Origin of the sequence: Fundicoccus sp. Sow4_D5, from assembly GCF_052116365.1 — a bacterium.
Lineage (GTDB): Bacteria > Bacillota > Bacilli > Lactobacillales > Aerococcaceae > Fundicoccus.
Genome location: NZ_JBQKLF010000009.1, coordinates 45924 through 60105 on the forward strand (window position 1 = coordinate 45924; position 14182 = coordinate 60105).

The window sequence follows — 14182 nt, forward strand, 5'->3', positions numbered from 1 at the left end:
TTCATCTGAAAAGGCTAGTGGTCAAATGGTTTTGTTAATAAAGCTTAACACAATTAGTTTCAGAGTATCCTTTATGTATTCTGATGGGATTACTGTTTATTCAACAACTCCTAATATTTTTTCAGGCAGGTCAATAATTTCGGTCTGTTCTTGATTTTCACTAAATAACCTTCAATCTCAAATTTTCTGTAATGGCAACATTCTTTTGCCTTGACAATTTATTAAGGGTGCCATTCTCAAAGATCTCTTCATTTAATAGAGCCTGGTTCTCCACTTTAAGTAAATAATCAGAAGGTCTAAGTTTTCCATCTGCTTATTTCATTTTTGATTATTGTGTGAATAAATAGTTTGAAACTTCTTGTTTCTTAGTTACACAACACTATTATCCTTTACATGTGGTTTGGCGATACTAGAACTCACATGTCATTGAACTAAACCTTCCACTTAGTTCAAGATGAATTTTACCGAACGTTTTCCTGACACCTTCAATATAAATGACTGATTATTATTGCAATTAGTTGAGAATTTGATATGATAACTTTGATTTAGAGCGAAGTTTTTTTCGAGCCTGATCACTAAGTTTTACATTGCTCATTTTTTTACGGCCAGACGGACAGCTAGAACAACTGCCGACCTTAGCGATAATATTATCGTGTTGAAATGTTTCTGTAAGTTGCTTACAAAAATGCGTTCATATGTCACAACGTGTCATGAATGATCAACATGAGCAGTAAGAGTGTAACGACTGTATAGGCTCGATTTAGTCAATAAATATGGGGGATTCTGTCCATTTTTTACTGAATTGTTGAGATTTCTGACACCCTAGCGGTGTCTTTTTTCATGTTTGGGTCGTTCAGCGCACAATAGGAGGAAAATATATAATGAAGAAAAAATTAATGACCGTTGCCTTGGGTGGTCTTTTAGCCCTTCAAACTGCTTTACCTAGCCAAATGATTTTTGCTCAAGACGATGTACTAGGATTAGAGGCGCTTAATCAACAGTTTATTGAAACAGTGGATGCGACCTATGGTTATGACTTAGCTGTTAAGCTTGGCGAATTCCAAACCAATCCTGATTTAGGCTACCGCACTGCAGGTTCAGATGCTGAACATCAAGCGGGTGATTTTCTATTTGAGGAAATGAGCCAGATTGGTTTAAGCAATGTGACGAAAGACGAATTCAACTTGGATAGTTGGACATTTGAGAAAGCTAATTTATCGTTTACGGATGCTGAAGGGAATGATTACTCAAGTATCTTAGGCGCTTATCAGGTCAACTTTGATACTGAAGGGCCCCAAGAATTTGAAGTTGTTTACGTCAATAAAGGAACTGAAGCCGATTACGAGGGCCTTGACGTGACTGGCAAGCTAGTCTTAATCGACATCGATCAACGAGAAGAATGGTGGATTAACTACCCTGCTTATGAAGCTAAATTAAACGGTGCTGCAGCCGTGATTGCTGTTCAAGAAGCTAGCTTTAGTGAAATCAGTCCCGATGCCTTGAACGCTAATGACTTAATCGGTCCAGCTGACACACCAGCTTTTTCAATGTCACAAACCGATGCAGACGTCTTAAAAGCTGCCCTAGCTGCTCAAGAGACACCCTTAAGCGTGACCTTTGATGCCAAAACTGTCGTCGAAGAAGCAACCGGTACGGCTTACAATATTGTGGGTCAAATTGAAGGGAAAGATCCGGATGCTTACATCGTTTTGTCTGCCCACTATGATGCTTACTTCAGTGGATTCCAAGATAATAGCACAGCCGTTGGGATCATGCTGGGTATCGCTAAAGCCTTAGTTGAAATGGATTATCAGCCAGAGAAAACAATCATTTTCATGGCCGTTGCCGCTGAAGAATGGGGAGCAGTTAACACGCGCTATGACTGGTCAACAGGAGCTTATAATCAATTATTCACTGTCCATCTGGATTGGCAAGATAAAGTTATGTATAATATCAACTTTGAAATGCCTGGCGTTGAACATTTCGAAACGCATTATGTGATGGCCGTGCGTGAACTGGAATCATTTTTAAGTGACTTTGTGGCGACTGTGCCAGCATTTGAAGGTGACGCCTATTCTGACGGCATTGAAGTTACCTCACCGGTTAACACTTGGGCTGATGACTTCTCCTTTGCGATCGCCGGTATCCCAAGTGTCCGCAATAGTTTCGATGATGCTGATTTTGGTATCACGACATATCACACGCAATTTGACGATACCGAAACGCATCATGATGCAGCTTACCTGCACAATCATATCCTTTATGGTTTGATGACGTTAAAATATGACCAAACAGCTGTCTTGCCGCTTGATTTTACTGCGACAACTTCAGCGATTGAAGCCAGCATTGACCAAGCTGTTTTTGCTAAAGCCGGTGTTGATTCCCAAAGTCTCTCTGAATCGAATACGCAAGTAACCCAAGCTGCCGAGACAATCAATCGTCGTATTGCCGAAATCAACGCAGCCTACACTGAAGCCTTGAATAAGGGTAATCAAGAAGAAGCAGCTAATCTTTACGCTGAATCACGTGAATTGAATACACAACTAAAACAAGCCTTCCGCTTAGTTCAAGATGAATTTACAAAATTAACTTGGGAAGACGAGCCTTATGTCGGGCATGAAATTATCACGAACAACCTGACTCATTTATACGCCGCCGTTGAAGCTTTAGAAAATGGTGAACTAGCTTTAACCTTTGACGACTATCTATGGGCAGTTGACAATAACTGGTACGCCTATACTTTCAGTAAAGAGAACTTCGACTACTTCAACCAATATGTCTTGGACCAACCTGCTGAACGCCTCTTCTGGGGTGCGGGTCGAGTGGTCGGTCACGTTGATCTATTCGATGTCATCGAAAGCCTTGAAGGTAAATTAGAAGATGAAGCAGTCGATGTGTCTACAGAAATCGACGCCTTGAGAGTGGCTATTTCTGAACAAGAAGCCTTATTAGGGGAGTTAGCGGCTCAAGAAACAGTCGCCCTTGAAGCTTTGGTAAGTCTGTTGAAATAGATTGTATCAGTTTTTCTTGTTTATCATAAGAACATAAAAAGCACTAGACTCTGTTTGTTACGAGTCTAGTGCTTTTTATATTCTGATTTAATGGACAACCTTAACTCCTTTGGGGGCTAAACAAGCCTTGCAGATAAAGCCACGTTCTTCATCAATCTTCAGACTTTCAAAGATCGGCCGGTCACTGAGTGACTTGAGATCAGTAATCGGTTGCATAAATCGCCTGACAAAATACCGTGACAAACCTGTATTCTCGTAAAGAATATCCTGCGATTGATCGCTGAGATAATCTGACTCAGTGCCGTCGTGACGAAGCAATAATTGTTCTTCGAAGCAATATTTAACTGTGCGGATAAGTAAGCGGCGATTCGTATAATTTTCCCACTTTAAACTTCCTTCTGGAAACTGCATCAGTAAATAGTCGGTCAACTCAGATAAAACAAATTGTTGCCCAGCGTCTAAGTCCTCTAAAAACATCAAATTAAACAAAAAAATTTACACTCGAGAGCCGATGAAAAGGCTTTAATCCCCCCATCCAAGGCTCCGCTTGACCAGGTATTTTCTCCAATTTAGTCAATTTAGGTGTGACAATCACCGGATAGTCGAGCTTTTCGTTGAGAAACTTCTGATAGGTCGGAAGTTGGTCACAGACACGGTAATACAATTCTTTGTCGTATTCTCTGACAATCCAACGGCGATTAAATAATTCTTCTAAGACTGTCATCCTTGCCCACCTCCACATTTAAGGGCTGTCTTATTTTGAAAGATGAGTTGAAAAGCTGGCATCTCAAGCCAGCCATCTTCGGCTTTTAAAGTAATCATCCGTTGATCGTCCTTTAGGAGCACCTTATATTTGCGCCTATCTTCCGTTCGAACAACTTTCCCCTGATTTTCCAAGCCCTTTGATAACCAACGCAGGAGAATATTGCGGACTTTTGAGACAATGGTGCCCAATGTTTCAAAGTCGATCGTTTGAACGTGGATATATTGGCTGATCAAGGCCTGATCGTCAGCCTGTTGCTGCAAACTTTCTCTGAGCACTCGCTGTTTCTCTTCTGTGTATTGACGGATCGGCGCCTCTTTACTGACAGCTGCTTTCCTTCTCACTCGAGCTTTCAATCGGACCGTCAACGGTGCCTCTTGGTAAACACTCTGACTAACACTTTCTGTTTGCTGCTCATAATCCCTCTTTAAATGAACGGGAGTTTTTATACCGAAGGCCATTGCTGCAATCGTATGGCAGTCTTCAAGTGATTCAGCCTCTCCGAATAAACGGACTAAGTTTGAGTAACTTTCTTTACGATTATAACCGGCGCCATATATTTCACTGATTTGTGAAGCATAACGCGTAATCGTTCGAACCGTTTCATTGGTAATATCAAAAATCCGATTGGCTTCACTGACTTTACCTGACCTTGTGACAAACCAGTTGGACATACTTTCCCAACGTCCTAAAGCCGTTCCATCAAGGCTTCGTGCGTTACTTCATGATCCATAATTCGTAAGAAACAATTCGTTCAAATAATTCTTGCCGTTGACTATCCTGAGTCGTCGTCATCTGTCGCTCGATTGCAGCCGAGTTAACTTGTAGGCTTCGAACAAGCTTTCTCAAATAATCAATAATTGCATCTTTATAAATTAGAAAATCTGTCGTCTTCATCAACTCTTCTGATGAGGATTAGTTCAAGGTCAGAATATAATTTTGATAATTTTGATTCAAACGGATAAATTGATCATTTAATGTATTCCACCACGACGTTAATTCTTCATTATCGCGATTTTTCTTAGTAAGTAATTCTGGTAACTCGACAAAACTTTGTTTGATTTTTTCCAATAAACTCGGCTCAAGTGACGCACCATCTAAAGAAAGGTTTTCAAGTCTAATCGTCATTCGTTCAATTTCTACTGTATATTCAGTCAGTTGGTAGCGAAAATTACGATTCTTATACTCATCTAGCGTCTTAACGTGAGTGGTATCTTGCATCGCGATAACATTCCCCCAAGTTTCAAGCACCTGTAAATCTCGCTTACACTCCTCAAGTGTGTAGTCCGCGAATCGTACATCTTCTTTCAACTCTTGCATAATCTCATTCGTATACAACCAATACTGAATTCTTTCATAGCGATGAAACATACTTCGGATAATCACTCGATAGCGATACGCATTTTCCGCCGTTAAATAACTAGTCTCAGGAATCTGCTTCATTAATTTATCTGAAAATTTCATTCTACAACAAACCCCTTCTTATTATGCATGATACTGATATTCTACTACATAACACTTCAAGTTAAAATGAATTTACGAGACTGACAGAGTACAGAATAAAACGCTTACCCGCTTTATTTCGACTCCTGTGAGTTTCTAAATGGGCATAACAGCCTTCCGTTGCGCGAGCAGTAACATTTCTGCTTGGCTGACTAGATGTTGCCCCTTCTCTAACTGAGGCTCAACCATAAGATCTCTAACCAATTGCCCAAAGATAACCAATCGATACAAAATATATTTAAATTGATCACTTTTGACAAATATTTTATTCGCACTGAAAGTTCAGAGCTCTCGTTTGACTGTAGATTAATATTCCTTTAATGTTAATAAATAATTAAAGCACTTTCTTTCGTGCCATTATGCGATTGGAACACTGTTTTATTGTGAATAATTATCTTATGGTCTTGCTCCACTCTTAGTTTACTGATTGAAAGGAGGCTTTAATTTTCGTACGTTACGCTAAAACAATGGAGGTATTAAAATGAGCAAAATGAAATTATCATTAACTGTACAGATTATAATTGCGGTGGTTGCGGGTATTCTGTTTGGTACAGTCGTTGGGGCTTGGGCTGGCAATTTGAAGTTTATTGGGGACATCTTCATTCGTTTGATTCAGATGTCGGTGGTCTTATTGGTAATGACGTCGGTTATTTCAGCGATTGGTGAAATGGCACGCAATAGTAAAGAGAGTAAATTGGGGCTTAAAGTAGGGTCATTAACTTTCGCATGGATTCTATTCTGTACCCTACTAGCGTCTGGCCTCGGTTTCTTACTGGCAACGATTGTGCGTCCTGGGGATGGGATGCAGGTGACAGAAGCTTATGTGGCGGGCGAAACGGCTTCGATTGGCGTTCAAGAAACCTTGACCAACTTCGTGTCGACGAACATTTTTAGTGCCATGGCGAGTGGCGATATGATTCCGATCATTGTCTTTTCTGTCCTGTTCGGGATTGGTTTGAATCAGTGGATTAAGAAATCTGGTGATACACTGATCTTAGATGTGATTAAACAAGCGAATAATATTACCTTAAATGTGATTCAAACAGTTATGAAAGTGGCACCGCTGGGTATTTTTGCTTTGTTAGCTAATGTAACAGGGACGATTGGTTTAGCTGTAGTTGGGCCAATGGTCAAATACTTAGGCATTCTCTTGATTGGTGTCGTGATTGTGATGGTCTTCATGGTGTTGTTAACGTCGGCTTTATGTAAGGTGAATCCAGCCTTAATGCCTCAGAAGTTTCTTGATATGTCGATGATTGCCTTAACAACAACGAGTTCAGCCATTACTTTCCCGACCGCCTTGAAGGATTCGATTGAAAAATTCGGCGTGCGCCGTGATGTTGCGAACTTTACAATGAGTGTTGGGATGACGATGGGGAGCGCCGGTGCGGCCATGTCTTATGTGATCATGATTCTCTTCATGCAACAAGCTTCTGGTGTTGAGTTGCCATTGGTGCGCCTATTAGTCGGTGTCTTCTTAGCTGTCATGTTAACACTCGGTACGATTACGGTACCTGGTGGTTCAGCTGTCGTCGCGACTTTCTTGGCCACTTCACTGGGGCTGCCGGTTGAATCAATTGCTTTAATTATTGGAGTTGACTGGTTTGCTGGGATGTTCCGAACGTTTCTGAATGTGAATAACGATGTGATCGTCTCAATGTTAGTCGCAAACAGTGTCGGTGCTTTAGACCGCGAAGTTTATAATGGCAGAAAAACGGTGAGTGCTGAAGCAGAGTAAGTAAAAAAAAAAAAAGAAGCCCTGGCTGATTAGTGAAGCGTAAAATTTAAAGGGCTTTTTTTGCGCAATGCTTAGGTTTAGATTGCTATAGTATTTTGACTGACTGTTTATGATTAATATTCTGGCAGCAATTTTTTAGAAGGTTTGCATGTCTGTTCTTAAGGGCATCCCCGCTTGAGCGCCTTTTTTAGTGACCGACAAACTGCCAGCAAGCGTTCCGAATTCAATACATTCTTTGAGCGACTTCCCATCTGCCAAGGCAACCGCGAAGGCACCAGTGAACGTATCGCCTGCGCCTGTCGTATCGACCGCTTTGACTTTTCTTGAAGGTATTGTGACGATTTGCTTGCCGTCATGGTATTTGACGCCAGCCTCACCAAGAGTCACAAGCATCTGATTCGAATACTCGGCCAACTTATCTTCTAATTGAACTGACTCTCCTATTATCGCTGCTACTTCATGCTCGTTCGGCGTTAAGTACGTGATTTTGTCGATTAAATTAAGCGGTAATACCCGCATCGGCGCCGGATCTAAAATAATCGTTTTTCCGTGTTGGTGGAGAATGTCAATCAATTCTGTGACCGCATCGAGCGGAACTTCCAATTGAAAAACAAAGATATCATGTGTTAATAAAGCAGTCAGACTAGCCTCCATATAGGCTTGGTTTGTTTGCTGATTCGCTCCGGGCACAATGATAATTCGATTATCACCGTCATGCAGTTGAATAAAAGCCGCTCCTGTCGACAAGCCGTCTACGATATTTAAGTGTTCAATGTTGACGTGTTCTATTTCAAAGTGGCTCAGCAGTAGGTCCTTCTGCTCATCGTTACCAATCGATCCAAATAAAGAAACTTTACCTCCTAATCTCGCGGCAGCGACCGCTTGGTTAGCACCTTTGCCTCCAAAGGACATGAAGAAATTCTCTCCGTAGACCGTTTCACCAAAGTTCGGTAGATGTTGACTCTCAACAAAATAATCAATATTTATGCTTCCAAAAACAGCGATTTTCTTCACACAAACGTCCCCCAAATAGTAATCTTCAATCACTTCAGCATGCTAAAGCATCTATCTGACTATTATAGCTGAAGCTAAGTGAATCGTCATCACTTGACAGAAATAATGAACTTTTCAACATTAACTCTTCTGAATACACAATTTTGTTGTTACATAATTTTATTAATTATTAACCGGAATAAACATTTTTTCTATCTCATTCTTATTATCTATCATAATTAACACTTCTTGTTTTTGCTTCTGATTTTCTAGAACTTGCTGCAAAATTTTGTTGTTTTCTGAATGAGCGATATCCGATATAAGTTTTTTTGATCTATCCATAATTTGTTGAAGTAATTTTTGTTGCCCCTTATCAAAAATTTTGAAGTCTTTGCCGTCACCGATCACTTTCTCAGCCTTCTCATATATTGGAGCAAATAAAACATCTGATTTCTCATTTAAATTTTGACTAAATCCATTATCCATATTTGCTTTTAATTGTTCGGATAATACCGGCACCATTGGATCCTGAATATTCATTTTTGTTCTTATTAGAATCTCAACCAGCTCTGCTTGTAAACTAAGATGATTAGCTTCATAGCACACTTCTAACAGAAACCTCAAAGGTTCAATACTACTTTCAAAGCTTTTGACTCTTTTATCAACAAACCAACTATCTAATTTTTGATTAATAACCTTAGCCTGTTCTCTTTCAAGAGTTAATTTATAATGCTCAAACACTTTGTTTACATCATTCCTAAGAATCCGATTCTCTTCTATATCTCGCTCATCATACAACTTTCTACGAACAATCTCTTCTAATCGCCTTTTCGCATTTAATAGTATTCCTAGCTCCTTGTCATGATGCAACTCAATCAATTGATTCATTTTATGATCTATTGAAGTCAGTTGACTGTTTATTTCTTCTAAGTAGTATTGACTTGAAACTATTGCTGCTGCTTGCATTCCAATATTCATTAACTCTATCGGGCTAACCTTTCTTAATTCTCCTATTGATTTAAACCCTGCATGTCCGGTCATTTTATTCTTAGTATCTCTAACCATTGTAGTAAAGGTTCCGTCTTTGAATTTAGATAAGGTTGAAACATCAGCTGTTGCAGCGAACAGTCCATGTGGAGCCCTTTTAGAAAGTTCAGTTAAAGTATTAATTCTTGCTGCTACTGGTAATGCCGCTTGTACAATTGGTCCAGCAACAGCATTCACTTTAGATGGGATAACTTCATAATATTCCTTTTTACTATCTACATTACCTCTAGTAAAAGTAAGTTCCTCTCCAAGAGTATTTCCAAGAATGATTTCTGTAATTTCTTTTAACTCTGTAGGTACTAAATCGGTAGATGGTGATACGTTCTGACTGCCCCCTTTATGATGAGAATATGGTTCTAAATTCGTAGTATGATGTTTAATTTTTATTCGCGCAGACCTAACGAAATAAACAACTAGAAGAAATAACACTATTACAATTAGAATTCCAATTTCTTTCATTATACATTCTCCATTCATTATCCAATTTACAATATTAACAGTTAGATAGACTAAAAAAATACATTCTACTATTATAATTTTCAGATGATACTCCATTCTATTATACCTTATTAATTAAAATCATTGAATACTATTTCACCCCTAATTCTAGTAGTACGTTCGCATTGCCACACGACAAAAACAGCCATCCTCGTGAGAAGTCCCAAGAATGGCTGTCGGAAGTGTGGTTTATTTTGGTATGAGGATTAGTTCTTGTCTGTTTCGCGTTTGCGGCCCATTCCAACGAGTGCTCCCCCGCTTAAAGCAACGATTGCCACTGCTCCTAGAAGTGTCGCATTTGAATTTTCTCCGGTATTCGGTAAAACTTGAGCTTTAGCCAGCGTTAAGTCACTGGCTTCCACAGGGACTTGAGGCATTGGATTTGGTTCTGTTTCAGCTTCAGCCACGGCTACGCCAACTTCTACCAGTTGGTTAATCGCTTCGCGAGTAACCTCTGATGAGACGATTTCACGACTCACTTCGACACCTTTTTCATAGCGAACCAAGTAAGTAATCGTTCTTTCACCATTGACGCCGGCTTGTAGCACTTGGCGTTCACCAGTTGCGACGGCATCTGAATCACTTTCAATCGTTTCGAAGGCAATGTCTTCAGTCACTGTCTCTGTCTCTGAGGCTTTTAAACGAATAATTGTTGCGGTTAGCGGATCAAGCGTTAGTGATCCATCGGCTAACATCACGCCAGTTGGGTTAGCAATCGCCTCAGTGCCGGCCACTAAACCGTCGACAATAATTTCACCCTTTGCAATATAAGCAAACTCATCGGTTAAGGTCAGGCTGCGTAGATTTTCATCCGCGTTGATAAAGACTACGTAAATATCGCCGTTTGAATCAATCGCTTGGTAACCAATCACTAAGTCCTCTTCACCAATTTCTGGTGACGTAATCAGGCTAACATTTGCTGCCACATCTTCAGCAGTTCCTTGGCGGAAAGCATCGGTGTAGCGACGCAATTGGATTAAGCCAGTCGTGTAACTTTGCGTAATCCCTTGAATTGGGTACAGTTCTGAGTTCGTTGCTTGTTCCCAGTTAAACATATTGACTGCATCCGACGAGTCGTATGAATCATGAACGAAATATGGATACTCAAAGGGCTTGCCATCCGCATCGGTCATGTAGGTCGATTTATATGGTTCTGAGCCATCCGCAACAGTCGTGATATAGTCCTCGTGTCTGTATTGCTTGGTGCGACCGTATTCTTGACCTGAGTGAATGAACGGCGTGCCTTGTGACGTTAAAACCATCAAGTTTCCGATTCGGATTCTTTGGTGAATTTCACCGCTGTGGTCTTTAGGATCTTTCTTGATTGACTGAGCAATGACGTCATGTAAGGTTAAGTTGTCATGTGCAGCAATATACTGAACCACATCCCCCGGGGCATCAGCCGTAAAGTTCGATGGATTCCCCATTATATTCTGGAATATTAATTGAATATTCCTTGCGCCACCTGTTAAAAAGCGCGGCTCTCCTTCGCTACCGAAACCTGATTTCAGTTCATTACGGACTTCATCAGAGAAGACGCCAACTGAGTCTGTATCGATCATCCATAGTTGGTCAGCAGCTTGAACGTCTTGATCGGTTTCGTCCCCTTCAAAGGTAATCCAACCTTCACCGATCATCAACATGTTTGGATTCAAAGCTGCGGCTGAATCAAAAGCTTCTTGGATTGCTTCCGCATCATGGTCACCCATCATATCGAAACGGAAACCATCGACTTTAAATTCGTCCACCCAATATTTAATTGAATCGACCATAACACGGCGTGCCATATGGTGAGTCGTACCTAAACGTCCTCCACCAAAACTTTCGCGCGGTGTACCATCTGCATCCATAAAGTGGTAATAGTTAGGCTCTAAATCTTCGAATAAGTGTGTTTGTGCCGTATGATTGTAGACAACGTCAAGAATCACACCCATATCGCGTTTATGAATTTCGTTAATTAATGATTTAAATTCTTCAATTCGTTTGGCTGGGTCTTCAGGATTTTCTGAATACATCCCGGTTAACGAGAAGTAACTTTGCGGGTCATAACCCCAGTTATAGTTTTGATCCGTTGAGGCATAATCTAAACTACGCTCACCGTTAGCAAAATCATTGGCAAAATAATAACTCATTACAGGTAGTAGCTGAATATGGGTCACGCCTAATGATTCAATATAGTCGAGTTTATCAACAAAAGCGGCGAACGTTCCAAATTGAGCCGTTAATTCTTCTTCAATCGAAGGATCTGACGTAAAGTCTCGCACGTGGACCTCATAAATAATCGCATCTTCACGTTTTTCATAACCCGGAATATCTGCATAGTCTAACTCTGGACCAATGGTTGATGGGTTGATAATGGCTGCTTTAGCAATATTATGTTCTGCTGTTAGATTGTCCCAAGCGGCTAAGGATTTGGCATAAGGATCTAGCGCTAAGACTGTTTCGTCGCCACGCACGATTTCTAAATGGTAGTAGTAACCAGTTAGATCAGTTAAATCTGTTGTTTCTTCATTTAACTCAAGACGCCAAACGCCACGATCTTCTTTCGTCATCGCCAGGCTGTTGACCGTTCTATTTTGATCAGTTTTGTCGTATAGGACGATATTGACTTGGTCTGCACTTGGTGACCAGAAGGCCATTTCGGCTGTTCCATCTTCGTTTAAGGCCATGCCGAGTTCGCCGTCATAAGCGTACAATTCGTCCTTGATGCGCCAGCCGAGTTGTAAAGCTAAGCTTTGATCGCCGTGTTGGACAGTATAAGGAGCTTCTAGGTAATCGAAAGCTCCGGTTAATTGGATTTTACCTGTTTCAGCATCAATCACTACTCCCGTCACTTCAACTTGGTTGCCGGCAGCATCAACGATTGTCACTTCTTCTAAAATCGCTGCTTCGCTCAGAGACTCAACCGAACTATAATTCAGTTCGATTTGTGAATCCGAGATGATTTCCGCTGTTTCTAAGCGGTCCACTCGGGCATAATATGGATTCGTATAGACAGTTTTGTCTAAGTCTTTAATAAACACTTGGCTGTGTGTCTCGCGGTCGTTAAATGTCATGTCGTTTGATTGCTCTCCTGTGTCGCGGTTGACGATTAAGAAATTGATGTTGCTAGCAGCTTCAGCCAGTGACAAATCAACGTAACGGCCAAAAGCACCTTCGTTGATAAACTCATGAGCACCGGTCGGCCATTCGGTTGTTGGTTCGGCTACATCGCCCCAAGCCCACAAGCCCCATCCGTCATAATTGCCATCTTCGCGGTAATAATTGATTCTAAGTAGTCCTTCATCTTCTAATTGCTCATATAATTTAATTGCATAGTCTTCTGTAATATATGCTTGATTCATGTTCGGTGACATTAAATCAATTGATAGATCAGGTGTTACATTATCACCCGTGCGCGTATTAATCAAGAAGTTTATTGTCTGAGCATTTTCTTTTAACTCAACGTCTAGATAGTGACCAAAGGCAGTCGCAGTTGCGGTACTGAATGACGTCGCGCCATCAGGCCAGCCACCTACCGTGTCAGATGGTGTCGACACGTCACCCCAATACCATAAGCCGTAAGTGTCTAATTGTTCTGTTGTTAGACCTTCGAAATTCAAGCGAAAATAGCCCTCTTCGATCGGTGCGACAGCTTCAGTATCAGTAGCTGCTGTAGTTGAAACTTCTGTTGTTTCTGAAGTTTCAGTTTCAGAAGCGGCATCGGTTTCTGGCGGTTTCACTTCGTCGGTTTCTGTAGCAGCAAAGACACGATTTCTAGCCATTGTGAACATTGTTGGCGTTTCTGTTGGTTCAGTTGCCTCTGGGACCTCTGTTGTTTCTGAAGTTGTTTCTGCAGTTTCTGCAGTTGCTTCTGTTGGTTCAGTAGTTACTTCTGTTGCTTCAGTAGTTGCTTCTGCAATAATATCTGTTTCGACTTGCGTTTCAATCAGTTCGGTCGAATCGTCAGTAGCCACTGTCATTAGGGACTCAACTGAGTCTGACGGCGTTGGTGCAAGTTCAGTTAATACTTCCCTTTCCTCTTCAGACTGAACGGTTTCAACGGCTAAGTTTGATTGATCTGTTTCAAATTCAACTTCTAGCATGGTGATCGGATCAATAGTATCGGTCGCTTCTTCATTCAGCTCTGGTTGTGTTTCACTTATTGGTTCGACTGGAGTCGAAAGCGTGGCATCAGACAAAGTTTCTGCATGCACTTGGGTCAACAAAAAGTTACTTGAAAAAATCAAACCGGTCGCTACTGCAACTGACACGACCCCTACTTTCATTTTTCTAATGCCATACCTTACCTGTTTATCGACTGGTTGCTCAGCTCGAAGTCCTTGCTTTTCATTAATAATCTAAAACCCCTCCCAAAATATGAAAACGTTATCTTTGAAAATAATTATAGCAAACCCTTTCACGAAAGGGGGACTTCTGAGCCATTCTGTTACCGCTAACAAATAATATCATAAAAAAATTGACGCCATATATAGTACTTAATCTGTTTGATTTAAAGCTTTCTAACTGTTTTTTTCACTGTCTACTTGAAAAGGGAGTCGATCAATGATTGATGCGGGTTTACTTTTTATTATTAGGACACGATTAAATTTCCCTAGAGATCGTGGCGGTTTTGGCCACGAAACGATC

The 14182-nt window shown here is 40.8% G+C and carries 7 protein-coding genes and 2 pseudogenes; 2 read left to right on the forward strand and 7 right to left on the reverse strand.

Going from position 1 to position 14182, the window contains the following annotated elements; genetic code table 11:
* The first annotated feature begins 881 nt into the window (after positions 1–881).
* Positions 882–3011, forward strand: a complete 2130-nt coding sequence (locus tag ACTQ45_RS10405) for a M28 family peptidase (RefSeq protein ID WP_441763646.1) — start codon at positions 882–884, stop codon at positions 3009–3011.
* A gap of 87 nt (positions 3012–3098) precedes the next feature.
* Here the strand turns inward: ACTQ45_RS10405 and ACTQ45_RS10410 are convergent, their stop codons facing one another.
* From ACTQ45_RS10410 to ACTQ45_RS10425, 4 genes and pseudogenes are all read right to left on the reverse strand, one after another.
* Complete coding sequence (locus tag ACTQ45_RS10410; protein WP_441763691.1) at positions 3099–3488, reverse strand: DUF2398 family protein; 390 nt, start codon at positions 3486–3488, stop codon at positions 3099–3101.
* 4 nt (positions 3489–3492) lie between these two features.
* Positions 3493–3735, reverse strand: a complete 243-nt coding sequence (locus ACTQ45_RS10415; protein ID WP_441763647.1) for a DUF2398 family protein — start codon at positions 3733–3735, stop codon at positions 3493–3495.
* Positions 3732–4460, reverse strand: a pseudogene (locus ACTQ45_RS10420) (DUF2397 family protein); the annotation flags it as partial. The gene ACTQ45_RS10415 and the pseudogene ACTQ45_RS10420, both read right to left, overlap by 4 nt.
* Before the next feature lie 31 nt (positions 4461–4491).
* Positions 4492–5238, reverse strand: a pseudogene (locus ACTQ45_RS10425) (DUF2397 domain-containing protein).
* A gap of 520 nt (positions 5239–5758) precedes the next feature.
* Here ACTQ45_RS10425 and ACTQ45_RS10430 point away from each other — a divergent pair.
* A complete protein-coding gene (locus ACTQ45_RS10430) occupies positions 5759–7015 on the forward strand; it encodes a dicarboxylate/amino acid:cation symporter (protein ID WP_441763648.1) in 1257 nt (418 codons plus the stop codon).
* A 135-nt stretch (positions 7016–7150) separates the two neighbouring features.
* Here the strand turns inward: ACTQ45_RS10430 and rbsK are convergent, their stop codons facing one another.
* From rbsK to ACTQ45_RS10445, 3 genes are all read right to left on the reverse strand, one after another.
* The gene (gene rbsK, locus ACTQ45_RS10435) at positions 7151–8029 is read right to left on the reverse strand and encodes a ribokinase (RefSeq protein ID WP_441763649.1); all 879 of its coding nucleotides are present in this window, start codon (positions 8027–8029) and stop codon (positions 7151–7153) included.
* A 162-nt stretch (positions 8030–8191) separates the two neighbouring features.
* Complete coding sequence (locus ACTQ45_RS10440) at positions 8192–9514, reverse strand: hypothetical protein (RefSeq protein ID WP_441763650.1); 1323 nt, start codon at positions 9512–9514, stop codon at positions 8192–8194.
* Positions 9515–9759: 245 nt separating this feature from the next.
* Complete coding sequence (locus ACTQ45_RS10445) at positions 9760–13893, reverse strand: pullulanase (protein ID WP_441763692.1); 4134 nt, start codon at positions 13891–13893, stop codon at positions 9760–9762.
* Between the last annotated feature and the right edge of the window lie 289 nt (positions 13894–14182).

Bases quoted from the DNA above. Each gene is read 5' to 3' on its own strand.
- ACTQ45_RS10405 (WP_441763646.1), top strand. From the start codon at position 882: ATGAAGAAAAAATTAATGACCGTTGCCTTGGGTGGTCTTTTAGCCCTT.
- ACTQ45_RS10410 (WP_441763691.1), bottom strand. From the start codon at position 3,488: ATGTTTTTAGAGGACTTAGACGCTGGGCAACAATTTGTTTTATCTGAG.
- ACTQ45_RS10415 (WP_441763647.1), bottom strand. From the start codon at position 3,735: ATGACAGTCTTAGAAGAATTATTTAATCGCCGTTGGATTGTCAGAGAA.
- ACTQ45_RS10430 (WP_441763648.1), top strand. From the start codon at position 5,759: ATGAGCAAAATGAAATTATCATTAACTGTACAGATTATAATTGCGGTG.
- ACTQ45_RS10440 (WP_441763650.1), bottom strand. From the start codon at position 9,514: ATGAAAGAAATTGGAATTCTAATTGTAATAGTGTTATTTCTTCTAGTT.